We start from the raw sequence: 26447 nt of genomic DNA on the forward strand, positions 1-26447 counted from the left end.
AACTAACGGAGGGAACTTTTCGAACTTATCAGCGTTGGCAGCGGCGGGTGGGCGGCTGTAGCGTCCAAGTTCATGTCGACTGATAATCCGCGGTACGGGTTGCGGGGTCGGCAGGACGAGTGTTTGGTGCTGGACCGGCTGGTGGAGAGTGTGCGGTCGGGGCAGAGCCAGGTGCTGGTGGTTCGGGGCGATCCCGGTGCGGGGAAGTCGGCCTTGCTGGCCTACATCCGGCACGGTGCGGTCGGTTGCCGGGTGGCCCATGCGGTCGGGGTCGAGTACGAGATGGAGCTCCCCTACGCGGGGCTGCACCAGTTGTGTGCGCCGATGCTTCCGTTGCGGGAGCGGCTGCCCGAGCCGCAGCGGCTGGCGCTCGAGACGGCGTTCGGGCTTCGGGCGGAAACGCCTCCGGATCGGTTCGCCGTCGGTCTCGCAGTACTCGGGCTGTTGTCCGAGGCCGCGGAGGAACAGCCGCTGATCTGCGTCGTCGACGACGCGCAGTGGCTGGACGAGGCGTCGGCGCTGACCATCGCGTTCGTTGCCCGCCGGCTGTTGGCGGAGTCGGTCGGGCTGGTGTTCGCCGTACGGCGGTCCAGTGAGATGCGCGAACTGGCCGGGCTTCCGCAAGTGATCCTCAGCGGGCTCAAGGACCGGGACGCGCGCGGGCTGCTCGACGCGGCGTGGCCCGGGCGGCTGGACGACCAGGTGCGGGATCGCGTCATCGCCGAGTCGCGGGGCAATCCGCTCGCGCTGCTCGAACTTCCGCGCGGTCTGAGCCCGGCCGAGCTCGCCGGCGGATTCGAGCTTCCGAACGCGTCGCCACTGACGAATCAGCTCGAACGGAACTTCCTGCGACAGGTCGAGGCGCTCCCGGAGGAGACTCGGCTGTTCCTGCTGACGGCAGCAGCCGAGCCGGTGGGTGACGTCGCGTTGCTGTGGCGCGCGGCAGCCCTGCTCGGACTGAGGATCGCGGCCGGGGTTCCCGCGCAGGAGGCCGGGCTGATCGAACTCGGCGCTTACGTTCGGTTCCGGCATCCGTTGGTGCGGTCCGCGGTCTACCGGACTGCGCCCACGGCCAACCGACTGAGGGTGCATGCGGCGCTGGCTGACGCGACCGACGCCGAACTCGATGCCGATCGGCGTGCCTGGCATCACGGCCACGCGGCGCCCGGCCTGGACGAGTCGGTCGCCGACGAGTTGGAGCGCTCGGCCGGACGCGCGCGGGCTCGCGGCGGGATCGCCGCTGCCGCCGCGTTCCTCCAGCGGGCGGCGGAGCTGACGCCGGATCCCGGCCGTCGTGGCCGGCGGGCGCTCGCTGCGGCCGAGGCCAAGGTCGGATCAGGCGCACTGGAAGGTGCGCAGCGGCTGCTGGCTATGGCCGAAGGCGCCCCGCTCGACGGCCTCGGCCGTGCGCAGTTGGCCCAGCTGCGGGCACAGATCATCTTCGCCGTACGCCGCGGTGTCGACGCGCCGCCGGCGTTGCTCGACGCTGCCGAGAAGCTCGCGCCGTACGACGTGGTGGCGGCGCGCGAGACCTACCTCGATGCGCTCGGAGCCACGGTCTACGTGGGCCGGATCTATCCCGAGGTCGGCCCACGAGAGGTCGCCGCCGCTGTTCGGAAGGCTCCTCCCGCCCAACGCGCGGACAGGCCGGCGGACCTTCTCCTCGACGGTCTGGCAACGCTGTACCTGGACGGCTACCTGGCCGGGATCAAGCCCCTTCGACAGGCGATCGAAGCATTCCTGCAGGCGACTGGTGACGACGAGAACGACGTACTGCGGTGGTTCTGGCTGCCCTGGCTCGTTGCGGGCGACCTATGGGACGACGCGAAATGGCACGATCTGTCCACCAAGGCGGTGCGGTTGTGCCGCGAGGCCGGTGCGCTCACCGCTCTGCCGCTGGCACTCGGGTATCGGGCGTTCGTGCATCTGAACTCCGGCGAGTTCGCGGCGGCATCCACCCTGCTCGCGGAAGGCGATGGGATCACCGCGGCGACCGGCGGTGCTGCCGTGCGCTATCCGGCGCTGATGCTCGAGGCCTGGCGCGGCGGCGATCCGGACGCGGTCCTGGCCACCTTCGACAACGAGCTCGCGGATGTGACCGAGCGAGGCGAGGGCCGGGGGATCAGCGGCAAGGGGTATGCGACCGCCGTACTGAACAACGCCACCGGTCACTACGATGCCGCGCTGGCCGAGGCGCGGGTGGCCTGCCAGTACAACGACATCGGCATCTACGGTCTCGCTCTGATCGAGCTGATCGAAGCGGGCACCCGCACCGGCGCGTACGACGAAGCCGCGGACGCCCTGCGCCGCCTGACGGAACGGACGGCGGCGGCCGGCACCGACTGGGCGCTCGGCGTACAGGCCTGGTCGCAGGCGATGCTCAGTGACGGCGAGACCGCCGACGCTCGCTACCAGGAGGCGATCGCGCGACTCGAGCGGACCCGCGTCGTCGTCTACCTCGCCCGGGCACGCCTGTCGTACGGCGAGTGGCTGCGTCGGGAGGGGCGCCGTGTCGACGCACGTGAGCAGCTGCGCGCGGCGTACGACATCTTCAGCCGGATCGGGGCGCAGGCGTTCTCCGAGCGCGCCCGCCGAGAGCTGTCCGCGTCGGGCGAGACGGCACGCAAACGCGGCGAGGAACCGCATGGCGTGCTCACCCGGCAGGAGTCGCAGATCGCGCGGCTCGCGCGGGACGGCTTGTCCAACCCGGAGATCGGCGCCGAGCTCTACCTCAGCCGGCACACCGTGGAATGGCACCTGCGGAAGGTGTACGCGAAGCTCGAGATCAGCTCACGCAACCAGCTCGGGCACCTGCCGATCAGCCGCCTCGAGTCAGCCTAGTCCTGGAGTGTGCCCAGCTGGGCCTCGAACCGGGTCATCGCATCGACATGCAGGAACGTCGCCCAACTCACCCGCGCAACTCCCAGCGAAGCCAGCTCGGCCGGCGACTGCCCTTGCGGCCAGCACGTGATGTTCACCGGGCCCTGGACCTCCGAAACGAACGCAGCGAGACCGTCCGACTCCCACGGACCGATGGGGTAGACGCAATCGACGCCCGCGTCGAAGTAGGCCTTCGCGCGCCCGGTCGCTTCCGGCACCAGCTCTGCGTACGCCTCCGGTCCGGCGCCGGCCATGAACGGTGCGATGAACACGTCGATCCGGGCGTTGATGACGAGCGGGTAGTCGCGCGCCGCCGCGGCCTCACGAATCGCGATCAGCCACTCAGCGTGTACGCCGGGATCGCGCAGCCCACCGTCGCGATGATCGGTGTCCTCGAGATTGCAGCCGGCAGCACCGACCGCCAGCAGCGCCTCGACAATCTCGGCCGGCTCCATCCGGTAGCCGCCCTCGGCATCCACTGACACCGGTACGTCGACAGCTCGCACGATCCGCGCCGCCGCGGCGAGCATCTCGTCGCCCGGCGCACCCTCGTGGTCCTCGTACCCGAGGGACGCAGCAACTCCGCCGCTGGTGGTCGCGACGACCGGATAGCCGGCGGCGACCACAGCTCGCGCCGTGGCCGCATCCCAGGCGTTCGGTAGGAGCAACGGATTGCCCGGGCGATGGAGCGAGCGCAGTAGCTCGCATTGCTGCTGGAGTTCGGTCATGTCGCCTCGAGCCTCGACGTGGAGTCACAAACCGGAGGTCTGCCCTGTCAACGTTTCCAGAGGAGTTCCCAGAACAGACTGCAGGACTCGAGAATACTGAGGAGGCGGGGATGAGCACCACTGATCGCCGGGGCGGATCCGGCATCTCGCAGCGGGAGAGTCTGGAGATCGAGGCCGCGAACGCCTCCGGCACCACGCCGGTCGTGTTCGTGCACGGACTCTGGCTGCTGCCGAGCAGCTGGGACAACTGGGCGGAGTTGTTCAAGCGCGCCGGGTATGCACCGCTGACACCGGACTGGCCGGACGATCCGGCAACGGTCGAACAGGCGCGGACCGATCCGGAGATCTTCGCGAAGAAGACCCTGAAGCAGGTCGCCGACCACACCGCCGAAGTGATCCGAAAGCTCGACCAGAAGCCCGTCGTCATGGGGCACTCGACCGGCGGGCTCGTGGCGCAGATGATTGCCGGCCGTGGGCTCGCGGCGGCGACGGTCGCCATCGACCCGGGAGTATTCCGCGGCGTGCTGCCGCTGCCACCGTCCGTGCTCAAGTCGAGCGGGCCGTTCCTGGTCAACCCGAAGTGGCGCGGCCGGAGCATCACGCTCAGCTTCGACCAGTTCAAGTACGCCTGGGCGAACGCCCTCGACGAGGACGAGGCACACCAGCTCTACGACACGTACCACGTGGCGGCGTCCGGGATGGCGCTGGCGCAGATGGGTAGCGCCAACATCAACCCGCGGACCGAGGCACGGGTCGACACGATGAACCCTGACCGCGGTCCGTTGCTGATCCTCGACGGCGAGAAGGACCACACCGTTCCGTGGGCGATCGCCAACGCGTCGTACAAGCGGCAGAAGCGGAACCAGAGTGTCACCGAGATCAAGAAGATGCCGAACCGCGGGCACGCGCTGACCATCGACCACGGCTGGCAGGAGGTCGCCCAGACCGCCCTCGACTTCGCCAAGCGCTATGCCCCGGCCAAGGCGAGCTGAACACGCCCGAATCCCCACCCAGTAGGTCAATGGGGGCGTAACGTCCCTCGTGACGGATCCGCAGCAATCCCATCACGAGGGACACCGCCCATGCTGAGAATTCTTCCTGTACTGCTCGCTGCCACGATGCTGACCGCGGCCGTTGTGCCGGCGGAGGCGTCGACGACCGCCGCCTCCGATCCCGCGCGGGCCGAGCTCCGCGGCATCGTCGAGAACGTCGCCGGCGCGACCGGCAAGCGGTACGGCGTGAAGGACGACGCCGGTCATGTCATGGACACCGTGAAGATCATCCAGGACGCGACCGGCGGCTATCTCGCGGTCTCGCACCACCTGGCGGGCGACGGCCACTTCCGGGTGAACCTCGCGACCTCGACGGATCTGCTCAACTGGCATTGGGTTCGCGAGCTCGCCGGCAGCAACACCGGCCCCGCATCGCAGCCCACGATCATCCAGGCCTCGAACGGCGGGTTCGTGCTCGCGTGGGAGCAGGAACAGCCCGGCGGCGGCAACAACCACCTCGCCTTCCGGTACTTCGCCAATCGCGCGGATCTCCTGGCCGGCAACGTCAGCCGCTCGTACGACGCACCACGCCGGCTCTCGTCCTGCGCGGAAGGCACCCCGAACATCTACAGCGTCACGTTGTCGCCCGACATCGATCACTCGACGATCGATCTCGGCGGCCACTACTGGTGGAACTGCGACCGCGACCGGCAGCAGCGCGGCACGCTCACCAACTTCAACTCCTGGTCCACCTCCGCCCAGCCGAACTTCGACAACGCCTTGCTGTACTGGGGTGTCAACGGCAACATCGGTGACCGCGACAACACCACGTTCCAGGGTTACAGCTTCGGGCTGATCGAAGGCCAGTACACCAAGGGTGACTTCGGCTCGTGGCGCACGTTCGTCTACGACTACCAGACCGGAAACGCCGACCGCACGACGATCCAGACCAACGGCGGCAGTACTGCGTTCGCCAACCCCACGATCACCAACCTGAAAGCGCCGAACGGCCAGCCGGCCTTCGTGGTGACGCTGTTCATCCCCAGCGAAGGCGCGGCGGCCGGCGAGTCCGGCGAACTCATCTACTACAAGACCTACTGACTACGCAGCAGCAGATGCAGCGCACTGTGGTTGGCAAGACCTCCGAGGGCACCCAGCGCTCGGAAGTTGAGCGTGACGTCGACGACGGCGGGGGAGTCGAAGCGGACCCGGATCGCGCCCTCCTGGCGTGGTTCGCCGGTGAGGTCGTGCGGTGGTAGGTCCAGCTCGACGCCGGGCACCGGGTCGCTCTCGATGACGAGCTGCCCGGTGACGTAGCCGTCGTTGACGATCGTGACGTCGATCGGGTGCCAGTGCCCCGGAGCGACGGGCGCGACCCGGGTCGCGGTCCGGGCGACGTTGACGCGCGCCTCCGGGTTGATCGTGACGGAGATCGGGGCCTTGGTGTCGACCGGGCCGCAGCAGCCGGCGGGTTCGCCGTACATCAGTCCACCTCGGATTCGTCGCGGCGGGTCAGGTAGACGGCCTGCGCGGCGTCGTACGCCTCGCGTGCCTCGGCCCGCTCGGTCTCGCGGATGAAACCGGACTTGGCCTTCCAGAGTGCGTCGACCGAGTCGTGGAGCCACTGCGCGCTCCGCCGCGAGGCACGGATCGGCTGTCCCGCGAGCTCGACGAAGATCGGCTGGGTGTGCACGCTGCGCAGGATCCGCAACGCCACCCAGGACGAACGCTCCAGCGGTACGTCGAACTCGACCGCCTGCTCGTTGCCGTCAGCAACCAACTCCTGCGACGCGACCGGCACACCGTTGACCAGTACCTCGACCAGCACGTTGCGGGTCCGGCCGATCCGCGAGCGTTCGAGATGCCAGCCGACCGGAGCGCTGTACGCCGGTTGACCCGCCGCGGGCAAGGCAGGCGCTTCCTCGGGCAACCAGGCCGCGACGGTTGCGCTGACCCGGACCGGTCCGGGGGCATCCGCCGTCTGCTCGCGGCTGGTGTCGCCGTCGATCGCGAAGTCGTAGACGTGGCTGCGGCCGTCACCGAAGTACGACGCCCGGTCCTTCAAGCCACCGAGCCACGATTCCAACGCCTGCGGGCCTTGCGGCGGCTCGGGCAGCTGGACGTACGTGCGCCCGACGCCGGGACCGTCGTCGTAGATGCAGGGATAATCCGTCTCGCCGAGCATCAGCGTGCGGTAGCCGACGTTCAGCAGGTGGTACCAGATGTTCAGCTCCGCGGCCGGATCGAACTCCGCGCCGCATTGGAAGTCGGCCGCACCGAGCGGTACGTCGACGATGATCTCGTTCGACCCGATCGACTGGAATCCCGGAATCACGTAGTTCGGTAGCTCGTTCGTGCCGACCGACAGGCCGAGCCCGCAGTGCGCGTATCCGACCATCGCGTTCTGCGCGTGACCCCAGCGCATCACCGGCAGGTTGTACGACGGCCAGTCCTCGATGATCTTCGTCCCGGGATAGTCCTGGTCGGTGAGCCCGAGCAGGATCACGTGACCCGAGTGGCTGGACGGGAAGCCCGACACCTCGAGGTCGTACCGCAGCAGGCTCTGTCCGTCATGATCGGTGTCCTGCGGATCCCAGTTCATCCCCTGGGCCTGCTGCATGGCCGGCCACTCCAGCTCCGCGCGTGGGCTGATCGACAGGCCGCTGAAGAACTGCTTCTGGTGGTAGTAGCACGGTCCCCAGGTGAGCACGCTGCCCATCCACAGGCCTTCGCCGCGGACATGCCGGATCATCGTCTCCGGCGTGACGCCCTCGGACGGCACGCTGTAGTGCGAACAGCCGCCGGCGTGGATGTGCGGGTCGCCCGAGTAGTAGCCGTGACGCGCCGGATCGGCCCAGCGATCGAGCTCGATCGTCACCGCATCGTCGTCGGCCGTGAGATCCACCTCGACCTTCACCTCGCGGTACTCCGGGCCGCGGCGTGCGGAGATCTCGTACTGACCGGCCGGGAGCGTGATCACCTCGCCGGTCGCGCGGTACACGTGCTCATGGAAGAACATGTCCGGCGCGAGCCGCATCCCCTTCGACGGGTATGACCGCCGCTGCGAATCGCGAACGGTGAGCGCCGCCACGCAGCTGCTCCCGTCGGGCTCGCGGATGTCGAACCGGATGTCGCGCGCCGGCAGGCAGTCGAACTCGTACGACGCCTCGTACTGCCGAATCTCCGATCCCATCCGCCGCCACGCCATCGCCATCGGCGGCCTGGTGTAGCTGTGCTCGGCCTCCTCGACGGCCAGGACGAATGCCAGCTCGCCCTTGTGGGTGCCGCCGTCGCGGCTGTACAGGCTGATCACCTTGTACTCGACGTCAACGCCGGACACATCGGTCGGCCCGGCCAGCTTCACCTCGAGCCGGCTACGCTCGATCCGCGGGACGATCGTCAACGTGTCCGGCATCGCGATCCGCGCGGCGTGGCTGTGGTAGTCGATGTTGCCGAGCACGTGGTTCGACTGCGCGGCGAGCTCGCCGACCAGCCGATGCGGGTTCTCGATCCGGACCAGGAAGCTGCGCCAGCCGTGCTGGACCAGACGCGGCGGCGCGGCGCCCGGCGTACTCATCGGCAGGCCTTGCTCGTCGATGCGGACATCGACCAGGACATACGGACGGAGCAGGTCCTCGACCGCGGTCGAGGACTGCGAACCTTCGGCCAGCTTGGCCAACTGGCCGGCAACGTCGTCGGGTAGTGGTTCACCGATGTCGCGGAGTTTCTCAACTGCTCTAGTCGCAGAAGCGTGCAGCGGTTGGAACACGGGGCCTCCTCGGGGTGCACCGGCCTCCGAGCTTAACGGCCCGACGACGAGTGGCCGGAATCATTTTCTCCGGCCACCCGTGCGATGGGTCAGGTCTTGGTCATCTCGAGCGGCGCGACGTCCTGCGTGCCGCGGGCCATCGCGAAGTACCCGTCGAGACCGTCGGCCCGGTGGCGCTCGGGGATGGCGCCGAGCATCACGGTGGTGTCGAGGACGTGGTCGTAGTACGAGAAGTCGCCGGTGCGGGCACCTCCGGCGCTGTGTCAGGTGCCGGACACCTACTGACCGTCGCTTCCCGGACCTCGCGGTCCAGTGCTTGATGACGGTGGTCGTTCCCACTCGGACCTGACGGATCGCGTACGTGATGTGGACAACCCGCGATTGACGCGCCTCGAAGGCGTCCGTACCCTCACAACCGTAGTGACGGCGCAAGGAAGCCGATGAGACTTCGGCACGGTCGCGCCACTGTGAGCCGCTCGCCTCGTGCGAGCGGTGAGTCAGATACTTCACCGTCACGACGCTCCATTGGATGAGGGACGCACGATCCCCTAGAAGGAGGCTCTACTCGTGAGCAATCTGTCTGCTCCCACCTCGGTGTCCACGCCGGTCGTCGTACCGGTCTCGCGGGCTGTGATGTGGCTGGTCGGTACGGCGATCGTCGCGTTCGCGATCTACTACTTCGTCGGTGTCGACCAGGGCGCGTACTCGATCTTCGGCAAGGACACGCACATCCACGAGTTCGTGCACGACGCGCGCCACTTCCTCGGCTTCCCCTGTCACTGAGCTCTGACTACTCACTGACATGGAAAGAAAACTCATCCTGCGCGGCGCTCTCGCCGGCGCAGCGGCCGGGCTGATCGCGTTCGTCTTCGCGCGGATCTTCGCCGAGCCCCAGATCCAGGCCGCCATCGACTACGAGAGCGGCCGCGACGCTGCCCAGCACGCGCTGGACGAGGCCGCCGGGCTGCCGGTCGAACACGGCGGCCACGACATCTTCAGCCGGACCCTGCAGGCCAACATCGGCATCGGTGTCGGCGTCATCCTGTTCGGTATCGCGATGGGTGCGCTGTTCGCGGTCGCGTACGCGATCTGCCTCGGCCGGGTCGGCAAGCTGCGCCCGCGCAACCTGGCGATGCTGGTCGCGCTCGGCGGGTTCCTCGGGGTCTACCTCGTGCCGTTCCTGAAGTACCCGGCCAACCCGCCGGCGATCGGGCACGAGGACACGATCCTCGACCGCAGCAATCTGTACCTCGCGATGGTGGCCTGCTCGATCGTGCTGCTGATCGGAGCCGTCCTGCTCGGCAAGCGCCTGCAACCACGCTTCGGCAACTGGAACGCGACACTGCTCGCGATCGCGGCGTACGTCGTCATCATCGGCGTACTGATGGCGGTGCTGCCGTCGGTGGGACAGCTGGCGGCGAACGTCGAGGAGTACGGCCGGCACGCGACCGAGACACCGTTGCCGCTGACCGATGACAAGGGCAACATCGTTTTCCCGGGCTTCGACGCGGACACGCTGTACAGGTTCCGGCTGTACTCCGTCGCCGCCCAGGTGCTGCTGTGGGGAGCCATCGGCCTGATCTTCGGTCCGCTCGCGGAGCGCCTGCTCCAGCCGCGCAAGGCCCGCACCGAGCAGGCGGAGCCGGTCCGCAACGCATGACGTACGAGCAGGTCGTTGCCCTCGGCCCGTTCTTCGCGCACGAGCAACACCCCTCGGGTACGGCGGCAGTCGCACCCTGGCGGACCATGTCGGAGCTGCTCGACGACCCCGCCGTACTCGAGGACCGGGTGCTGACCACCCGCGCCTATCTCGCCGCCGCGGGCGGTCAGGACCCTGAAGCCGTCGAGGTCCGGGTCGCCGCGTCGATCACCCACCTGGGCATGGTCGCGCGCCTCATCTCACCAGCCTTCGCCACGTCGGTCCTGGGCGACGGGGTCCCGCCCCTCGACCTCGAAAGCATCCACTGGCAACCGGTCCTGGGTGGAGCCTTCCCGCTGTCACTAGCTCCGCCGAGCACCTCACGCGACCTGACGATCGAGCTCTTCGAAGGCCCAATCGCAGCTCTCCATCAGGCGACCCAACCGTTCGCCGTGTCTGACCACATCCTCCGGGGCAACGCGGCCTCAGCTATCAACGGCACCCTCGTCGCCCTCACCAACGCGGCACCCGAGCTGGCAGTCCGAGCCAAAGAAACGGCCGCCCACCTCCTCGCGCACCCATCCCTGCGCGACACCCACACCACGAACGGCACCTTCCGCCGCCGCAGCTGCTGCCTCATCTACCGAGCCGCCCCCGATCATCAGGGCGCCCTCTGCGGCGACTGCGTCCTATCCGGCTGAAGCCGGCCACAGCGCTCTGAGCGCGTCCGGGGTATCCGCCACGGCCTCGGGGCCGAGCAGCGCGAGCTGCTGGATGTAGCCGACCAGAATCGCGATCGTAACCGTCGCCAATGATTCCGCGGACGGACCGGCCGGCAACGCCTCCGTCCGCTGGTACTGCGCAACGACCTGAGCCAGCTCGGACCGCAGCCCGGTGAGCAAGTCCTCGAACGCCGCCCCGATCCGGGGATCGCGCAGCGCCTCGGTCCAGGCCTGTACGCCGATACCGGCCAGCCCGTTCTCACGGTGCTTCTCCTGGATGGTTTCGACCGCCGCCGCGAGCGCAGCGCCGAACGATCCGTCGGCGCGTTCTTCCGTGACGGCGCGGAGCATCGCGCCGATCTGCCGCGTGTTGTCCTCGACGATCGCGACCACCACCTCGTCCTTGCCGGCGAAGTACCGGTAGACCGCACCGGAGGACAGGCCCGCCTCGGCGAACAGGTCCTGCATCGACGTGGCGTGGAACCCGTTGCGCGCGAAGGCGCGGCGGGCGGCGTCGAGGATGTACTCCCGCCTGGCGTCGCGATACCTCTCGGAAGTCCTCGGCATGAGCAGAGTATAGTCGAAAGAGAACGGTCGTTGTCGTTTAGTGAGAGCATCTAACACAATCCGAAAGGCGCAGAAGTGCCCAAGAATCCGCTCGTTCACCACCCGCCGTGGCGCCAGCTGCTGATCCTGTCGGTGGTCGCCCCGCTGATCGTCGGGCTCGCGGTGCTGGCCTTCACCTGGCCGGCGTCCCGGACCGAGGCCCGCAGCCTGCCGGTCGGTGTGGTGGGCACCGGAGTGGCCGCACAGAAGGCGGCCGAAGGCCTGACCAGCGCCCGGCCGGGTGCCTTCGATCTGCATCTGTATGCCAGCGACGCCGAGGCGCGGTCGGCCATCGCGCACCGCGAGGTCTACGGCGCTTTCGAGGTGAGCAGCCGTCACATCACCTTTCTGACCGCGAGCGCGGCCAGCCCGGCCGTCGCTCAGTTGCTGACCTCGGCCGCGGGGGCGATGGCCGGGCAGCTGTCGTCGACCAGCCGCCCGACGGCTTCGGTGGTTCAGGACGTGGTTCCGACGTCGAGCGAGGATCCGCGCGGCTCGACCTTCGCCGCCGCGATGACGCCGCTGGTTCTCGGCGGAGTCATCCTCGCCGTGATGGTCGCCGTCCTGGTCGGCTTCAGGCCTGCGCTCAGAGAGATCGTCGCTCTGGCGGTGGTCTCGTGCCTGGCCGGCGCGAGTGTGCATCTGGTGGCGCAGGACTACATCGGGGCCCTACCGGGGAACCGGATCGGGACCTGGGCTTCGCTGTCCCTGATGCTGTTCGCGATCAGCAGCTTCGTCGCCGGTATGGCCGCGCTGCTCGGACCGGGTGGTGTCGCGGTCGGCGCCATCCTGATGATCTTCGTCGGAAATCCGTTCGCCGGAGTGACTTCGGCGCCCGAGCTGATGCCGTCCGTGGTCGGCCAGTTGGGACAGCTGATGCCGCCGGGCGCCGGTGCGAATCTGCTCCGCAGTGCGGCGTACTTCGACGGGCACGGCGCGGCGCAGCATGCCGTCGTACTCGGCGTCTGGAGCGTCGTCGGTATCGCCGCGATCCTCGAAGGTCATCGCCGGGTGGCGCACCGTCACAACGCCCGGCACAGCAACGACCTCCTCGCGGAGAGCCCGTTCTACGAGGCGATGAGCGATGTCACAGCCGAGAGCGGTGTCCGGACCTAGAGGCGAGTGGGGCGACATCGGAGTCGTCCTTCGTACGGAACAGGACAGATTCATGAGCAGTCTCATCTCCAGTGCGGCCTCACGGGCCCGAACGCGGCTCGTGGCGATGCTCGCGATACCGGTCGTCATCGCGAGCCTGACTCCCTCGCTGAGCGCCGACGCGGCGCAGAGCGGGCACGCGCCGAAGCCGACCATCGTGCTGGTGCACGGTGCGTGGGCGGACGCGTCGAGCTGGGCGAGCGTCATCGACCGGCTGCAGGACGACGGGTACACAGTGCGGGCGATCCCGAACCCGTTGCGTTCGCTCCCGGGCGACGCCGCCTCGGTGCGGGCGTTCCTCCAGACGTTGTCAGGCCCGGTCGTCCTCGTCGGTCACTCGTACGGCGGTGCCGTCATCACCAACGCGGCCACCGGCCTCCCGAACATCAAGGCGCTCGTCTACGTCAACGCGTTCGCGCTCGACGAGGGCGAGACGGCGCTCCAGGCCGCAGGAGCCGACTCCGCGCTGTCGAACCCGGATCCGACGCAGGTGTTCGACTTCGTACCGGCCGGTCCGCCGACGCCGACCACCGACCTCTACCTGAAGCGGTCGACCGTGTTCACGTCGTTCGCGACCGGCTTGAACGCCGAGGAGAAGGCGATGGTCTACGCGACCCAGCGACCGGGTGCGTTCGGCGGCCTGGCCGACAAGTCCGGTACGCCGGCCTGGAAGACGATCCCGTCCTGGTACCTGATCGGCACCGGCGACAAGATCATCCCGCCGAGCGTCCAGCGGGCGATGGCCAAGCGGGCCGGCTCGAAGGTCACGGAGTTCGACGAAGGCCACCTCGGCCTGATGAGCGACCCCAAGACGACCACCCGCGTCATCGAGCAGGCCGCCCGCTAGGTGAGAACTGTGACCAAGTTGACTGCCGAGTCGACCCGGAGCCCGATCCGCAGACGCTCGTCGCGGATCGGGCTCCGCCAGTTCGTCGAGGCGTTCGCCGCCGAACATCCGCCGTTGCTGCTGGATTCGGCCGACCTGACGATCAAGGACCCCACTGGCGTACGGCGTCGCTTCGGCGCCGTGTTCAACTACCTGACCCGGGTCGAGTTCGAGGTCGAGCGGAACGTGCTGGAGCTACGGGCATTGATGCCTGACGCAACGGAAACCGACAAGTTCTTCTACGAGGACGTCTGGTCGCCGCAGGAGCTGCAGCACGGCGTACTGCTCGACGCCGTACAGCACCGGATCGGGATGACGCCGGCGCCGACCGAGCTGTCGCGGGTCGGCGTCCCGATCCGGCTGGCCGGGCTGCTCTCTCATCTGCCCGGCATGCTCGGCGTGATCCGCCTGCTCTACTACCTGACCGGCGCGGCCACCGAGCGGTCCGCGGTGATCGCGTACTCGCGGCTGGTGGACGGTCTGCGGACGATGGGGGAGCACGCGATCGCGTCGACGGTGGTCGCACCGATCAGGCGGCAGGAGCCGGGCCACTTCGCGTTCTACCGCATGTCGGCCGAGTCGCTGGTCCGGGATGAAGGACTCAGCGACTGGCAGCTTCACCTGGCGCGGATCCTGCGCCGGCGGTCGTTCGAGCTTGTCGGCGTCAACAATCGCCGCCAGCGCGCAGCCTTCGGTGACGTCGCGCGGGCACTCCACTTCGACCGCGACCTCCTGGACGTCGTACGGCAGGTGAGCCTGGTCGAGCGGGAGCTGCTCTGGGCACAGCACCAGGGGATGAAGGTCCCCGGCTACATCCTCGCTGCCCTGCAGGAAGCGATCGAGCTGAGCAAGGCTCGCGGCCGGATCGGCTAGGCCGAGTTCGCAGCACCCGGTGGCAACGCCGCGCGGATCTCGCGGCGGGAGTTGATACCGAGCTTCTGGAACACCTTGCGCAGATGCCAGTCGATCGTGTGTGGGCTGAGGAAGAGCTCGGCGCCGATCTCCGGATTCGTCATCCCGGCGGCGGCCAGCTGGGCGATCTGCGCTTCTTGTGGGGTCAGCGCCGGCAGCGATTCGACGCGGGTCGCCCGGACCCGCCCGCCGACGCCGTCTAACGCGAGGCCGGCCCGTTGCGCGAAGGCCTCGGCTCCCATCCGGTTGAACAGCTCGTGGGCGGCGCTCAGTTGCACCCGCGCATCGGCGGGCCGGTTGCGGCCGGACAGCCATTCGCCGTACAAGAGCCGGGCGCGTGCGCGCATCACCCGGACCTCGGTCTGGTCGAGGCGCTCGATCGCCTCCTGGTACGACGGTTCGGCGGCGACCCCGTCCGTCACCTGGGCACGCATACAAGCCAACGTGCCCAGCGCCCACGCCGTACCGCTGGGCTGGGTCAACTCGATCAGCCGCTGAATCGCGTCGGTCGCATTAGCTCGGCGGTCGGTGCGTACGGCGGCCTCGATCAGCTCGAGCAACGACCAGGTCGACAGCCCTAGCTCCTGCGGATGCGCACAGCCCTTCTCGGCCGCGGCGTACGCCTCCTCGAAGCGACCCAGGCTGTTGTACAGAACGGCGGCCGCCCATTGGGTTGCCGTCAGCACTTTGCCTTCGCCGCGCAGAGCTCTCGCCTGGGTGACGGCCTCGATCGCGCCCCGGGTCGCCGCCTCCCGACCACGCCAGGGCTCGATGACGAGAGCGCCGTACTGCGCAAGGAACCGGCTGCCCGTCGCCGCGCCGATCGTCATCGTTTCGGCGGCCAGCGAGTCTGCGCCGGCGATGTCGCCCGCGAACACGCGGTTCGACAGCCGCAGGAGCAGCGCCGACGGAAGCACCGAGAGCGCTCCGGCCTCGCGGGCGAAGTCGACCAAGCGGGCCGACAGAACGCTCCAGCTGTCGAACTCCCAGGCGTCGTGCGCCATCCGGGAGGCGAGGGGCAACCAGCCCAGCCCTTCCCGCGGGCTGATGCTCTCGTTTTCGAAGGCGACCAGTGCCTGCTTCAACAGCGGTACGCCGGCGGAGTACCCGCGGGCGACCACCGCCGCCACACCGTTCAACAGCAGGTCGGTACGCCCTGGAGCCGGCGAGGGTGGCGTGATGAGTACCGCCTCGGCGATGTCTTCGACCCCGCCGCTCTCTATCCGGCCGGCGGTCAGCGCCGCGTACATCGCGTCGCGATAGGTCTCGTGGGCAACCCTCACGTCGACCGGCTCGAGACGTTTCGCCGCGTCGAGCAGCAGCGGCAGCGCCGCGCTGGGACTCCTGGAGGCGAACGAGATCCGTCCGCGCAGCAGCTCGGAATGTGCCAGCTCGAGCTCACCGAGACGGCTGCGTTCGGCCGCGTCCAGCAACTCGAGCGCGGTGTCGAACGCACCGGCTTGGTACTTCGCTTGCGCTGCCGCGAACGCTCTTGCACCGCGGCGATCCGGATCCGGAGTCAGCTCGGCGGCCCGTGCCAGGAAGGCTGCCGCAGCCGCGATCCCACCACGGGCCTGGGCCCGGTCGGCGGACTGCTCCAACTCCGCGGCGACGTCCTCATCGGGACCGACCGCCGCATGCGCGAGATGCCAGGCGCGGCGGTCGGGATCGGAACGTGGGTCGGTCGCGTCGGCCAGTGCTTGGTGTGCCTTCCGGCGGTTCGTCAGCGGAGCGCGGTAGTACACGGCCGACCGGACCAGCGGATGGCGGAACCGGACGCGGGCGCCGATGGTGATCAGCCCGGCCGCCTCAGCGGGCGACGCGGCCGCGAGGAGACCGATGCCCGATCCCTCGGCCGCACGCCACAGCAACATCACGTCGCCGACGGGCTCGGCGGCGGCGATGAGGAGCAGGCGCTGAGTCATTTCGGGGAGCGACTCGAGCCGGCGCAGGAAGCCTTCCTCGAGCTGGCTCGCGAGCGACCCGCGGTCCTGGTCGCCGAAGCCGGCCGGGATCTCGCCGGTGGTGAGACCGCGCGGCAACTCCAGGATGGCCAGCGGATTGCCGTGCGTCTCCGCGACGATCTGGTCGCGGACCTGCTCGTCGACGCGTCCCGGCGTGACCGAATCCAGCAGGGCTCGCGCGTCGCGGTCGTTCAGTCCGAGGATCGGGAGCTCGCGCAGTCCGGAGAGGTCGTTCTCGTCCGTTCCGCGGGTACCGAAGAACAGCCCGACCTGTTCCGCGAGCAGACGCCGGGCGACGAAGGCAATGGTCTGTGCGGATGCTCGATCCAGCCATTGCGCGTCATCGACGAGGCAGAGCAGCGGCTTCTCCTCGGCGACGGCGGCGAGCAGGCTGAGCACGGCGAGGCCGACGAGGAAGCGGTCCGGCGGCGTACCGGAGCTGAGGCCGAAGGCCGTCCGCAGCGCGTCGCGCTGTGGTTCCGGAAGCTCATCGGCACGATCCAGGAACGGCGAGCAGAGCTGATGCAGCCCGCCGAACGCCAGCTCCATCTCGGACTCGACGCCCGCGGCTCGTACGATCCGGCAGTCGATCGCATGCGACGCCACGTAGTCCAGCAGCGCGGTCTTGCCGATACCGGCATCGCCGCGAAGAACCAGGACGGCGCTTCGTCCGGCGCGCAGGGCTGCGATCTGCTGATCCAGCTCCGAACATTCACTCCGCCGGCCGTAAAGGACCTGGCGCGGATCCACAAGCACCGCGGTCACCCGACCTTCCACTGCCCAGTCAGTGAGCCTATCCGCGCTCGATGAGCAGGTGCAATCAAGCGACCAGATCGGCGGTCAGGAGCTCTTCGAATCCGGTCAGGTCGCCGGCTCGGGCGGCGTCGAGGAACGCGTGCACGAAGTGCTGGTGTGACTCTGTGCTGACGATCGTCGGCTTGTCGGTCGCGATCCGTCGCCGCGCCCGGCAGACCAGCTGCCTGCTGTTCGCCGTACCGAGGTGGAGGAACTCCGCGACCTGTCCGTACGAGTAGTCGAAAGCCTCGCGGAGTACGAAGGCGGCACGTTCCCTGGGGGACAGGCTCTGAAGGACCAGGAGTACTGCGTGTTCGACGGCGTCGCTCTGCTCGGCTGTGGTCGCCGGGTCCTCGCCGTCGTCGATGCGCTCGGCGGCCGCCGACGTCATCGGGGTCTCGTGGCGACGCCGCGCGGACTGGCAGACGTTGATCGCGAGCCGTGTGGTCATCGTCGCCAGGAGTGCCTGCGGATTCTCGACGACCGTACGGTCCGTCCGCTGCCAGCGCAGCCAGGTCTCCTGCACCAGGTCCTCGGCGTCGCTCGCGCTGGAGAGGAAGCGGTACGCGATCGCCAGCAGTCGCGGACGGACTTCCAGGAAGGTTGCGACCGCCTCGTCCAGGTCGCCGCTGTCTCCGTCATACCGCTGCTCCGACAGTGTGGCGTTCACGGTTCCGGCTCCTCTCCGGCTCGTCGTGCGCTTGGATCCACGATCCGGCCGTAGGCGCCGCGGTCGCGCCGCTGAAGGACGTGGGCAGCTACGTAGTCGCGGCCACCACGTATGCGTGGGGGCCGACCACGTGGTTGCCCTCTGCAACGTGCAGATGCCGCGTCACCCGGGACGGTGACGCGGCATCGAAGGGTCGGTTCAGTTGGTGCCGAGCGCTTTGCGGAGGATGTGGATCGCCTGCTCGACGGCGCCGGTGGTGGCGGCGGTTTCACGCAGCGGGTTCACCATCATGAAGTCGTGCAGGATGCCGTTGTAGCGGACGAAGGTCGTCCGTACGCCGGCCTCGAGCAGCTTGCGACCGTACGCCTCGCCCTCGTCACGGAGTACGTCGTTCTCGTCGACGATCAGGAATGCCTCCGGCAGGCCCGACAGTTGCTCGGTCGTCGCCCGCAGCGGAGACGCGGTGATCTCCGAGCGCTTGGACTCGTCCGGCAGGTAGCAGTCCCAGAACCACGCCATTCCCTTGGCGCTGAGGAACGGGCCGTCGGCGAACTCGAGGTAGCTGTCCGTGTCCTGCCCGGCATCGGTGACCGGGTAGTACATGGACTGGTGGACGAACGTGACGTCGCCCCGTTCCTTGGCCATCAGCGTCAGCACGGTCGTCATGTTGCCGCCGACCGAGTCGCCCGCGACTGCAAGCCGTGATGCATCCAGGCCCTCGGTCGCTCCGTGTTGCGTGATCCACTGCGCGGTCGCGTAGCCCTGCTCGATCGCGACCGGGTACTGCGCCTCGGGCGACCGGTCGTACTCCACGAAGACGACGGCCGCGTTCGCGCCGACCGCGAGTTCGCGAACGAGCCGGTCATGGGTGCCGGCATTGCCCAGCACCCAGCCGCCGCCGTGCATGTACAGCACGGTCGGCAGCGAGCCGGTCGCGTCGACGGGTTTGACGATCCGGACCTGGACGTCGCCGACCTCGGCCGGGACGGTGATCCACTTCTCGCTGACGTCGAGTTTGGCGATCGGGGCCGCCTGGACGTCGTCGAGGACCTTGCGGGCGCCGGCCGGTCCGAGCTCGTACAGGAACGGCGGCTTCGCCGTCGCGTCTGCGAACTCCTGGGCCGCCGGCTCGAGGAAATGCTTGCTCATGGAGATGCGTCCTTCCGGTGTCTGGGCGCCAACGGGTCGCCTGCTTCGAAGTCCGGGTAGCGGCGCAGTTCGTGACATCACGTCACACCGGTCGCACTTCTGCGGTCATAGGTTGTGAAGCAGATAGGGGAGCGCGATGAGTTCCACGCCGCAACACCGTGCCGAGCTGTTCGTCATGATGCAGCTGCGGCGACTGAGCTTCGGCCACGATCCGCTGCGCCGAAGGGTCGACCGGATCGAGGCAGCGTTCCTGCTGGTCGCGGTCGTGGTCGCCCTGCTGGTGATCCCCGCGGCAGCAGCCCTCGGTACGACGCTGCACGATCACGCCGCGGAGTCCGCGGCCGAGGAACGTGCGAGCGTCCACCAGGTCCACGCGCGAACGCTCGAGAGCACGGCCAACGCCGTACCGTCCACCTTGGGCCTCAGCACCACGTCGGTTCGGGTCAAGTGGCAGGACTCAGTAGGTACGTCTCACGAAGGAAAGACAGACGTCCTGCTCGGTACTGCGGTGAACGCCGACGTGCTGATCTGGATCGACCAGGCGGGCGCGATGACGGGCGCCCCACCCACCTCCAGCGACAGCGCAGCCCTCGGGACCGCGATCGCGTTGACCTTCCCACTGCTCGCCTGGCCTGCCATCTTCGCCGCGTTCCGCCTCGCCCGCCGCCCACTCGACCGCCACCGCGCCTACGAGTGGGCCCGCGAATGGCGCCGAGTCGCACCCCGCTGGACCGGCCGCCAGTCCTAGCCGACCTCGTCGCGTCGACCGAGGAGGTCGAGATGAAGCCCACCCACCGCTGGCAGCAGCGAGGCGCCTGCACTGCCGAGGATCCCGAGCTGTTCTTCCCACTCGGTACGACGGGACCGGCTGTGCAGCAGATCGAGTCCGCGAAGCAGGTCTGCCGCCGATGCGAGGTAGCCGACACCTGCCTCGACTGGGCGCTGCGCACCGGCCAGGACGCCGGCATCTGGGGCGGCCTCGACGAACTCGAACGCCGCACGCTGAGACGCAACCGTTCCCGCGCCCGCCAGGAACAGTCGCCTTAAGTTTTGCGAACGAAATAGCGGTGATAACGGCATCCTTACCGTGCTCGGAAAATCCTCTCGGGGATCGCGGAAAGTCCTACTGTCAAAGGCGTTACAGTGATTCCCTGCGTGAGGAGAATTTCCATGCCCATTCATTCTGCCCGGTTGCTGGCGCCTGCTTTCGCCGCCGTTGCGGTGGCGTCATTGCTGGCCGCCGCGCCCGCGAACGCCGCAGTGGACGGACGGTCCGGTGGAGACGTGGTCGTCGGCCACGTGTACGAGACGACGAACGCGGCCGCCGGCAACGCCGTCCAGGTCTTCGATCGGCTGCGTGACGGCCGGTTGCGCGTCGGTGCCACGGTCGCGACCGGCGGTCGCGGGCTCGGTGCGTCGCTTGCTTCGCAGTACGGACTGGTGCGCGACGGCAACCTGCTGTTCGCAGTGAACGGCGGTGACGACACGGTGTCGACACTCGCCATCACCGACCGAGGTCTCGTACGCCGCGATGTCGCACCCAGCGGCGGCGACCTGCCGGTCAGCGTCACCGTCCGCCACGGGGTCGTGTACGTCCTGAACCAGAACAGCGAAACCATCAGCGGCCTCCGGGTCAGCCACGACGGGCGCCTGCAGCCGTTGCCGCACTCCACCAGGTCGCTCAGCAAGTCCGGCGCGACCCCGACGGCGGCCGCACAGGTCTCGTTCACTCCCGACGGCCGGAGCCTGGTCGTCACGCACAAGGGTGACCAGACGATCGACACGTTCGCCGTGCACAACGGGTACGCCGGGTCGGCCACGCCGCATCACTCCGCCGGCGTCACGCCCTACGGATTCGACTTCGACCGACGTGGCGATGCGATCGTCTCCGAGGCCGGCCCGTCAGCGGTCTCGTCGTACGCCGTGCACGGCAACCAGGTGCGGACGATCCGCGCTTCGGTCGCTGACCAGCAGGCCGCGGCGTGCTGGCTCGTCGTCACCCGCGACTACGCCTTCACGGTCAACGCGGCGAGCGCGTCGATCTCGTCGTACCGCATCAGCTCCGACGGACGGCTGCACCTGCTGGCGTCGGTAGCGGCTCCGACCAGCGCCGGGGGATCCGACGCCGCCCTCAGCCCCGACGGCAAGTACCTGTACGTGCGCCTGTCGAACGGCTCGGTCGCGTCGTACGCCGTCCACCACGACGGCACGCTGACCAAGCAGCAGGACATCGCCGGCGCGACGACAGCCGGTACGGCCGGCCTCGCCACCAGCGGCATTGTGCATTGATGCGCGGATCTGCATCATAGGAGCCACTATTGCGCAGAGGAACGGGATGGTGGTCTGCTGTGGCCGGGACGTGGGAGTTTGTTGTCTGCGACGCGCTCGTGAAGGTGCACGCGGTGCGGGACCCACGTCCCGTGGGCGAGGGGACGAGGTTCCAGGCGTTCCTCGGCGAGCCGGCGTCGTTCCAGCTTGCGTACCGGCCGCCGCTCGAGCCGACGTTCCGCGACCCCAGCCCGCTCCAGGTGCGGGTCGAAGGTACGGCGGCTGACCTGGTCGCGGTGTCGTGCGTGGATCTCGTGCCCTGCTCGTTCGTCGCTCTCCCCGGACACGACGACGGCTACGAGTTCGACGAGCCCGGCCTGTATCCGGACCTGCTCCGCCCGATCCCGAACGGCGAAGCTCCGGTCCGGTTCGGCGCCTGGGGTGCGTTGTGGTTCGACGTCACCACGACCGATCCGGCGCGGACCGGCGTACACGAACTCACGATCGTGATGTCGTCGTCCGACGGCCGCGAGCTGCATCGCGTGTCGGTCAGTGTCGAGCTCACCCCGATCGCGCTGCCGCCGCTCGACATCGTGTCGAGCCACTGGATGCACCTCGACGCCCTCGCGGATCACTACGGCCTCGAGGTGTTCAGCGAGGAGCATTGGAACGTCGTCGAGCGGTTCATGGCATCCGCGGCCGAGATGGGCGCGACATCGCTGCTCGCGCCGGTGTGGACGCCGCCGCTCGACACGGCGGTCGGTTCGTACCGGACAGTGGTGCAGCTCGTCGACATCACGGAGACCGGCGACGGGTACGAGTTCGGCTTCGACCGGCTGCGACGGTGGCTCGAGCTCTGCCGGCGTACGGGGATCACCGGCGTCGAGGTCGCACATCTCTTCACCCAATGGGGAGCAAAGGCCACACCGGGCATCATCGTGAACCAGGAGCGCGCCTTCGGCTGGGACGTTCCCGCGACCGACGCCCGGTACCGGACGCTGATGGAAGCGCTCCTGCCGGCGCTGCAGGCCGTGCTCGACGACGAGTGGGACCGCGACCACGTCGTCTTCCACATCTCGGACGAGCCGTCGGGCGAAGACGGGCTCGCGACGTACCTCGCCGCGAAGGCCGTCGTCGCCGATCTGCTGAAGGGCTGGACGGTCGTGGACGCCCTGAGCGAGCACTCGTTCTACACCTCTGGGGCCGTCGCGGTGCCCGTCGTCGCGACCGACCATGTCGAGCCGTTCCTCGCCGAGCGGCCGGAGCGCCTGTGGGTCTACTACTGCGTCTCGCAGGATCGCGACGTCGCCAACCGGTTCATCGGGATGCCCTCGGCGCGCAACCGTGCGCTCGGACACCAGCTGTTCGCGTCCGGTGTGGACGGCTTCCTGCACTGGGGATTCAACTTCTGGTACACCTGGCACGCGATCCGGCGGGTCGACCCGTTCGCGGACACCTCGGCCGGCGGCGCCTTCCCGTCCGGTGACGCTTTCGCGGTCTACCCAGGCCCGGACGGTACGCCGTGGCCGTCGATCCGCCACCGCGTCTTCGCGCAGGCGATGTGGGACCACCGCGCGCTGCAGGCGATCCGCGCGGCCCACGGCGGTACGGCGGCGCTGGACGTGATCGACCCCGATCGCACGCTGCGGTTCGACCGCCCGGTGCTCGACCCAGAGCACTACTACGAATCCCGCCGCCGGATGACCACCGCATTGACCACGACTGCAGGTTAACCAAATGTGACGAGTTGATGCCTTACTGTGACAGCCAGGGCATCAACTCAACGGGGGTCACAAGGAGGCAGTCGTGGAATCACCCAGTCCTGCGGCTCGGATCGGTGCGGAATTTCTCGGGACATTCTGGCTGGTGTTCGGCGGCTGCGGTGCCGCCGTGCTGGCCGGTGTCGTGCTCAACCCGGACAAGGTTTCTGTCGGTATCGGCTATCTCGGCGTGGCGTTGGCCTTCGGCCTGACCGTGCTGACCATGGCGTACGCCGTCGGCCATGTCTCCGGCGGTCATTTCAACCCGGCAGTCACGATCGGCCTCGCGGTCGCGAAGCGGATCGAGTGGAAATGGGTGCCGACGTACATCGTCACCCAGATTGTCGCCGCCAGCGCGGCCGGCGCCATTCTGCTGGCAGTTGCCAGCGGCAAGGATGGTTTCAGTGCGCACGACAGCGGATTCGCGAGCAACGGCTACGGTGATCGTTCGCCGGGCGGTTACTCGCTGCTGGCCTGCGCGATTGTCGAGATCGTGCTGACGGCTTTCTTCCTGTACGTGATCCTCGGCGCCACCGACGACCGAGCGCCGAAGGGATTCGCCCCGATCGCGATCGGACTCTCGCTGACGCTGATCCACCTGGTCGGCATCCCGGTCACGAACACCTCGGTCAACCCGGCGCGCTCGCTCGGCGTGGCCTGGTTCGCGGGCAGCGACGCACTCGCCCAGGTCTGGCTGTTCATCGTCGCGCCGATCGTCGGCGCGGCAATCGCGGGCATCAGCTACGCCGGGATCACCGCGGCACGCGGACCCAAGATCGACGAAGGCGTCGCCAACAACCCGTAACGGCGTTCACCACCTGCTCCGCTCCTCGATGAAGGGGCGGAGCAGGTGGGACTCTGTGTCGGTGAGTCCTCAGACGACGGCTGCAGACTGGGCCGCGCAGCAGGTCGCGGCGGTCCGCGACGACCCGTCCGGCCGGCTCGCCCTGATGCAGCGGTGCTACTACGGCCCGTACGGCAAGGCACCGCAGCACCTGCCCTACCGGCGAGCCGCGGCGGCCGCGATGCGATGGGAATTGAGCCGCGGTGTGCTGCAGCCGCCGACGAGCGACCGGCCCGGCAGCCCGTGGTGGCGTGCGGTCAACGAGCGGGTACTCCGGGACGGCTGCGAGGCCGTCGCGCTGAGCGGAGACATGCCCGGAACGCCTTCGTCGCGGACGGTCGGCTTCTGGCTGTCGTTCGCGGAGTACCCGACCGCTCGGGCCTGGTGGCGGGCGCACAACGGCAGCGTGATCGCCGGGTACGTCGAACATCGCCAGCTGGCCGAGGCGGAAACAGCCGCGGAACGCTTCTTCATGAACGTCGTACTGTGCCGCGTCCTCTACGCCCACGCCCTCGTCGCGGCACCGCGACTCGCACTCGGCTGGCTTCGCCCACTCGGACCACTGCTCGGCGACCCGAGGCTCGGGATGACCGGGATCTTCTTCCAGCTGTCCCGCGTGCTCCCGGACGAATACCCCCTTCGGGACGACGTGCGCTTCTACGTCGGTGAGGAGCTGGGACTCGGCCGGCTGCTGGACTACGGCGTGATCGTCCCGCGCCTGCAACAGCTCTACGAATGGTCCGCGCACGAGCTGGCGGAACCGGGTCTCCTCGACTGCATCACCGACGGCGCCTTGACCTATGCGTGGGCGCTCGACGACCGCGAGGTCTGGCGGCCGCCGGCGTCCGTCGTACTCCGACTGGCTCATCGACTACTGCCGGTCAGACCACATCCGGGCACAGGCTCGGGCGGCCGACGGTTACCTCGACCCGGCGGTTGAGCGCCCGGCCGTCCGCCGTCAGGTTCGATCGCATCGGCCTGGTCGGCCCGAGGGTCTGGACCGTGATGACGAACTGTCCGCGTGGCCGGGACGCAGCCGGGATCCGCGCGACCTGGCGCTGCATCTCGTCGGCGAGTGCCTTGGTGACGGCCTCCGCGCGCCGCTGCCCGAGAGCGCCGAAGCGGGCCGGCTCACCGAGTTCGTCCTCGTGCCCGACGATCGTGACGTTCAGGCAGTCGAGATTCCCCATCGGTCCGTCGCGGAGCAGATCCTTGGCGAGCTGCACGATCACCCGCCGGTGCGCGGCGGTCAAGGAGGCGCCGCCGAAGGCGAACCGGGTCAGCAGCCGCGCGCCGGCCGGCGGCGGGACCGGATCGAAGAAGTCGCCCTCGTCCTCGAACTCGCGGTCCGCACCCCAGGACCGGCCGTGCACAACGCGGATCCGCAGCCGCGGCGTGGGCGCCTCGTACTCGAATTCGTCCTCGTACTCAGCTTCGTACTCGAGGTCGTGTGATCTGGCCATCGCCGGACCCCTCTCCGCCGTTCCGATCTGGCCTCACCGTAGGGCGGCCGCCGCGACCGGGGGAGCCGCGTACCGGGGCGACACTCGATCGGGGTAGCGACAACATGCGGCTCGCCAGGGGTTGGCAAGCGCTTGCCAGGTTGGCATAGGGTGAGTGGGAGTTGAACAGCTGCCGAGTATCGAGGAGTACGGGTGACTTCCACGCACGCTGTCAGGTTCGCCGCCGTTGGGCTCGACCATGCGCACATCTTCGGTCAGGTCGCGGGCCTGATCCGGGCCGGCGCGGAGTTCGCCGGGATGGCGACCGACGATCCGTCCGCCGCGATCGCGACCCGGCTCCGCGAGCAGTACCCGGACGTTCCGGTGGCCGAGAGTCCGGAGGAGCTGCTCGGGCGGGACGGGATCGACCTGATCGTGACCGCCGCCGTACCGGATCGACGGGCATCGATCGCCATCACCGCGTTGCGGGCCGGTAAGGACGTCGTCACCGACAAGCCCGGCTGCGTGAGTCTCGAGGAGCTGGAGGAGATCAAGAAGGCGGTCGACCAGAGCGGACGATTCTGGTCGGTGACGTTCTCCGAGCGGTTCGAGGTGCCGAGCGTGATGAAGGCGGGCGAGCTGGTCCGCGAGGGCAAGATCGGGACCGTGGTACAGACCATCGGCATCGGGCCGCACCGGATCGGCGACCGCGGCCACCTCGGCGGCGGCGCCGGTCGGCCGGACTGGTTCTACGACAAGAACCGGTACGGCGGAATCCTGACCGATATCGCCTCGCACCAGATCGACCAGTTCCTCTGGTTCACCGGCGCGCGGACGGCCGAGGTCGTCGCGAGCACGGTCGGGAACTTCGCCAACCCGGACGAGCCGGGCCTGCAGGACTTCGGCGAGATCCTGCTCCGCAGCGAGAACGCCCAGGGGTACATCCGGGTCGACTGGTACACGCCGGCCGGTCTGGGGACATGGGGCGACGGCCGCCTGATGATCCTCGGCACCGACGGCTACATCGAGCTCCGCAAGTACGTCGACATCGCGGGCCGCGACGGCGGCGATCACCTGTTCCTGGTCAACCAGGAGGGTACGCAGTACATCGACTGCTCGAAGGTCCAGACGACGTACTACGCCGATCTCGTGCGCGACGTGCAGGAGCGGACCACCTCGGCCGCGCCGCAGGAGCACACGTTCGAGACCATGCGCCTGGCCCTGAAGGCCCAGCAGCAGGCAACTGTTCGAGGCGCGGCGAAGTAG

At 68.6% G+C, this 26447-nt stretch carries 24 protein-coding genes, 1 pseudogene and 1 riboswitch; of the genes and pseudogenes, 16 read left to right on the forward strand and 9 right to left on the reverse strand.

Annotated features, from left to right (window positions below; translation table 11 throughout):
• The first annotated feature begins 72 nt into the window (after positions 1–72).
• Positions 73–2841 carry an AAA family ATPase gene (locus ACFWUU_RS11560; protein WP_380174864.1) on the forward strand — a complete coding sequence of 923 codons (2769 nt, stop codon included), beginning with the start codon at positions 73–75 and terminating at the stop codon, positions 2839–2841.
• Here the strand turns inward: ACFWUU_RS11560 and ACFWUU_RS11565 are convergent.
• A complete protein-coding gene (locus ACFWUU_RS11565) occupies positions 2838–3608 on the reverse strand; it encodes an isocitrate lyase/phosphoenolpyruvate mutase family protein (RefSeq protein ID WP_380174866.1) in 771 nt (256 codons plus the stop codon). The two genes, ACFWUU_RS11560 and ACFWUU_RS11565, sit on opposite strands and share 4 nt — an antisense overlap.
• 110 nt (positions 3609–3718) lie before the next feature.
• Here ACFWUU_RS11565 and ACFWUU_RS11570 point away from each other — a divergent pair, with 110 nt between their 5' ends.
• Entirely contained in the window at positions 3719–4600 is an 882-nt protein-coding gene (locus ACFWUU_RS11570) for an alpha/beta hydrolase (protein ID WP_380174868.1), read from the forward strand.
• Positions 4601–4690: 90 nt separating this feature from the next.
• Positions 4691–5701 (forward strand): hypothetical protein, encoded by a 1011-nt coding sequence (locus tag ACFWUU_RS11575; RefSeq protein ID WP_380174870.1) that lies wholly within the window; start codon positions 4691–4693, stop codon positions 5699–5701.
• Here the strand turns inward: ACFWUU_RS11575 and ACFWUU_RS11580 are convergent.
• From ACFWUU_RS11580 to ACFWUU_RS11590, 3 genes and pseudogenes are all read right to left on the reverse strand, one after another.
• Positions 5695–6084 (reverse strand): hypothetical protein, encoded by a 390-nt coding sequence (locus ACFWUU_RS11580; RefSeq protein ID WP_380174872.1) that lies wholly within the window; start codon positions 6082–6084, stop codon positions 5695–5697. The genes ACFWUU_RS11575 and ACFWUU_RS11580 overlap by 7 nt on opposite strands.
• Entirely contained in the window at positions 6084–8369 is a 2286-nt protein-coding gene (locus ACFWUU_RS11585) for a CehA/McbA family metallohydrolase (protein ID WP_380174874.1), read from the reverse strand. The genes ACFWUU_RS11580 and ACFWUU_RS11585 overlap by 1 nt, the downstream gene beginning before the upstream one ends.
• Before the next feature lie 89 nt (positions 8370–8458).
• A pseudogene (locus tag ACFWUU_RS11590) lies at positions 8459–8599 on the reverse strand (methonine synthase); the annotation flags it as partial.
• 200 nt (positions 8600–8799) lie between these two features.
• A riboswitch (cobalamin riboswitch) is annotated at positions 8800–8876 on the forward strand.
• Between the two features lie 60 nt (positions 8877–8936).
• Here ACFWUU_RS11590 and ACFWUU_RS11595 point away from each other — a divergent pair.
• Genes ACFWUU_RS11595 through ACFWUU_RS11605 form a run of 3 tightly spaced genes read left to right on the forward strand, consistent with a single transcriptional unit; the run spans position 8937 to position 10709 of the window.
• Positions 8937–9152 carry a CbtB-domain containing protein gene (locus ACFWUU_RS11595; protein WP_233714974.1) on the forward strand — a complete coding sequence of 72 codons (216 nt, stop codon included), beginning with the start codon at positions 8937–8939 and terminating at the stop codon, positions 9150–9152.
• 19 nt (positions 9153–9171) lie between these two features.
• A complete protein-coding gene (locus tag ACFWUU_RS11600; RefSeq protein WP_380174876.1) occupies positions 9172–10029 on the forward strand; it encodes a CbtA family protein in 858 nt (285 codons plus the stop codon).
• Positions 10026–10709 carry a (2Fe-2S)-binding protein gene (locus ACFWUU_RS11605; protein ID WP_380174877.1) on the forward strand — a complete coding sequence of 228 codons (684 nt, stop codon included), beginning with the start codon at positions 10026–10028 and terminating at the stop codon, positions 10707–10709. The genes ACFWUU_RS11600 and ACFWUU_RS11605 overlap by 4 nt, the downstream gene beginning before the upstream one ends.
• Here ACFWUU_RS11605 and ACFWUU_RS11610 read toward each other — a convergent pair.
• Positions 10698–11297 (reverse strand): TetR/AcrR family transcriptional regulator, encoded by a 600-nt coding sequence (locus ACFWUU_RS11610; RefSeq protein ID WP_380174879.1) that lies wholly within the window; start codon positions 11295–11297, stop codon positions 10698–10700. The two genes, ACFWUU_RS11605 and ACFWUU_RS11610, sit on opposite strands and share 12 nt — an antisense overlap.
• A gap of 75 nt (positions 11298–11372) precedes the next feature.
• Between ACFWUU_RS11610 and ACFWUU_RS11615 the strand changes: the two genes are divergently transcribed.
• Genes ACFWUU_RS11615 through ACFWUU_RS11625 form a run of 3 tightly spaced genes read left to right on the forward strand, consistent with a single transcriptional unit; the run spans position 11373 to position 14250 of the window.
• Entirely contained in the window at positions 11373–12452 is a 1080-nt protein-coding gene (locus tag ACFWUU_RS11615) for an ABC transporter permease (protein WP_380174881.1), read from the forward strand.
• 52 nt (positions 12453–12504) lie between these two features.
• On the forward strand, positions 12505–13338 hold the full coding sequence (locus ACFWUU_RS11620; RefSeq protein WP_380174883.1) for an alpha/beta fold hydrolase: 834 nt from the start codon (positions 12505–12507) through the stop codon (positions 13336–13338).
• Between the two features lie 9 nt (positions 13339–13347).
• Complete coding sequence (locus ACFWUU_RS11625; RefSeq protein WP_380174885.1) at positions 13348–14250, forward strand: GTP-binding protein LepA; 903 nt, start codon at positions 13348–13350, stop codon at positions 14248–14250.
• Here the strand turns inward: ACFWUU_RS11625 and ACFWUU_RS11630 are convergent.
• The 3 genes from ACFWUU_RS11630 to ACFWUU_RS11640 all read right to left on the reverse strand — a co-directional run bounded on the left by ACFWUU_RS11630 (position 14247) and on the right by ACFWUU_RS11640 (position 18867).
• A complete protein-coding gene (locus ACFWUU_RS11630) occupies positions 14247–17018 on the reverse strand; it encodes an AAA family ATPase (RefSeq protein ID WP_380174886.1) in 2772 nt (923 codons plus the stop codon). The genes ACFWUU_RS11625 and ACFWUU_RS11630 overlap by 4 nt on opposite strands.
• Positions 17019–17073: 55 nt before the next feature.
• On the reverse strand, positions 17074–17718 hold the full coding sequence (locus ACFWUU_RS11635) for a sigma-70 family RNA polymerase sigma factor (RefSeq protein WP_380174888.1): 645 nt from the start codon (positions 17716–17718) through the stop codon (positions 17074–17076).
• 198 nt (positions 17719–17916) lie between these two features.
• On the reverse strand, positions 17917–18867 hold the full coding sequence (locus ACFWUU_RS11640) for an alpha/beta hydrolase (protein ID WP_380174890.1): 951 nt from the start codon (positions 18865–18867) through the stop codon (positions 17917–17919).
• A gap of 136 nt (positions 18868–19003) precedes the next feature.
• Here ACFWUU_RS11640 and ACFWUU_RS11645 point away from each other — a divergent pair, with 136 nt between their 5' ends.
• From ACFWUU_RS11645 to ACFWUU_RS11670, 6 genes are all read left to right on the forward strand, one after another.
• The gene (locus ACFWUU_RS11645) at positions 19004–19615 is read left to right on the forward strand and encodes a hypothetical protein (RefSeq protein WP_380174892.1); all 612 of its coding nucleotides are present in this window, start codon (positions 19004–19006) and stop codon (positions 19613–19615) included.
• A 32-nt stretch (positions 19616–19647) separates the two neighbouring features.
• The gene (locus ACFWUU_RS11650; RefSeq protein WP_380174894.1) at positions 19648–19914 is read left to right on the forward strand and encodes a WhiB family transcriptional regulator; all 267 of its coding nucleotides are present in this window, start codon (positions 19648–19650) and stop codon (positions 19912–19914) included.
• A 123-nt stretch (positions 19915–20037) separates the two neighbouring features.
• The gene (locus tag ACFWUU_RS11655) at positions 20038–21156 is read left to right on the forward strand and encodes a lactonase family protein (protein ID WP_380174896.1); all 1119 of its coding nucleotides are present in this window, start codon (positions 20038–20040) and stop codon (positions 21154–21156) included.
• A 59-nt stretch (positions 21157–21215) separates the two neighbouring features.
• Positions 21216–22868, forward strand: coding sequence for a DUF4091 domain-containing protein (locus ACFWUU_RS11660; protein WP_380174899.1), 1653 nt, complete (start codon positions 21216–21218; stop codon positions 22866–22868).
• A 73-nt stretch (positions 22869–22941) separates the two neighbouring features.
• Positions 22942–23700, forward strand: coding sequence for an aquaporin Z (gene aqpZ, locus ACFWUU_RS11665; protein WP_380174902.1), 759 nt, complete (start codon positions 22942–22944; stop codon positions 23698–23700).
• A gap of 61 nt (positions 23701–23761) precedes the next feature.
• Positions 23762–24679: a hypothetical protein gene (locus ACFWUU_RS11670; protein WP_380174904.1), complete on the forward strand. Its 918-nt coding sequence runs from the start codon at positions 23762–23764 to the stop codon at positions 24677–24679.
• On the opposite strand, the gene ACFWUU_RS11675 is transcribed toward ACFWUU_RS11670, so the two are convergent.
• On the reverse strand, positions 24621–25202 hold the full coding sequence (locus ACFWUU_RS11675; protein WP_380174906.1) for an OmpA family protein: 582 nt from the start codon (positions 25200–25202) through the stop codon (positions 24621–24623). The two genes, ACFWUU_RS11670 and ACFWUU_RS11675, sit on opposite strands and share 59 nt — an antisense overlap.
• A gap of 192 nt (positions 25203–25394) precedes the next feature.
• Here ACFWUU_RS11675 and ACFWUU_RS11680 point away from each other — a divergent pair, with 192 nt between their 5' ends.
• On the forward strand, positions 25395–26447 hold the full coding sequence (locus tag ACFWUU_RS11680) for a Gfo/Idh/MocA family protein (RefSeq protein ID WP_380174907.1): 1053 nt from the start codon (positions 25395–25397) through the stop codon (positions 26445–26447).

It is taken from the genome of Kribbella sp. NPDC058693 (assembly GCF_042715335.1).
In the GTDB taxonomy this organism is placed as follows: Bacteria; Actinomycetota; Actinomycetes; order Propionibacteriales; family Kribbellaceae; genus Kribbella; species Kribbella jiaozuonensis.

Excerpts from the sequence above, each read along its gene's own strand:
- ACFWUU_RS11580 (WP_380174872.1), bottom strand. The coding sequence starts at position 6,084 with ATGTACGGCGAACCCGCCGGCTGCTGCGGCCCGGTCGACACCAAGGCC.
- ACFWUU_RS11620 (WP_380174883.1), top strand. The coding sequence starts at position 12,505 with ATGAGCAGTCTCATCTCCAGTGCGGCCTCACGGGCCCGAACGCGGCTC.
- ACFWUU_RS11675 (WP_380174906.1), bottom strand. The coding sequence starts at position 25,202 with ATGGCCAGATCACACGACCTCGAGTACGAAGCTGAGTACGAGGACGAA.
- ACFWUU_RS11570 (WP_380174868.1), top strand. The coding sequence starts at position 3,719 with ATGAGCACCACTGATCGCCGGGGCGGATCCGGCATCTCGCAGCGGGAG.
- ACFWUU_RS11610 (WP_380174879.1), bottom strand. The coding sequence starts at position 11,297 with ATGCCGAGGACTTCCGAGAGGTATCGCGACGCCAGGCGGGAGTACATC.
- ACFWUU_RS11600 (WP_380174876.1), top strand. The coding sequence starts at position 9,172 with ATGGAAAGAAAACTCATCCTGCGCGGCGCTCTCGCCGGCGCAGCGGCC.
- ACFWUU_RS11645 (WP_380174892.1), top strand. The coding sequence starts at position 19,004 with ATGAGTTCCACGCCGCAACACCGTGCCGAGCTGTTCGTCATGATGCAG.
- ACFWUU_RS11605 (WP_380174877.1), top strand. The coding sequence starts at position 10,026 with ATGACGTACGAGCAGGTCGTTGCCCTCGGCCCGTTCTTCGCGCACGAG.
- ACFWUU_RS11650 (WP_380174894.1), top strand. The coding sequence starts at position 19,648 with ATGAAGCCCACCCACCGCTGGCAGCAGCGAGGCGCCTGCACTGCCGAG.
- ACFWUU_RS11655 (WP_380174896.1), top strand. The coding sequence starts at position 20,038 with ATGCCCATTCATTCTGCCCGGTTGCTGGCGCCTGCTTTCGCCGCCGTT.
- ACFWUU_RS11560 (WP_380174864.1), top strand. The coding sequence starts at position 73 with ATGTCGACTGATAATCCGCGGTACGGGTTGCGGGGTCGGCAGGACGAG.
- ACFWUU_RS11575 (WP_380174870.1), top strand. The coding sequence starts at position 4,691 with ATGCTGAGAATTCTTCCTGTACTGCTCGCTGCCACGATGCTGACCGCG.
- ACFWUU_RS11565 (WP_380174866.1), bottom strand. The coding sequence starts at position 3,608 with ATGACCGAACTCCAGCAGCAATGCGAGCTACTGCGCTCGCTCCATCGC.
- ACFWUU_RS11640 (WP_380174890.1), bottom strand. The coding sequence starts at position 18,867 with ATGAGCAAGCATTTCCTCGAGCCGGCGGCCCAGGAGTTCGCAGACGCG.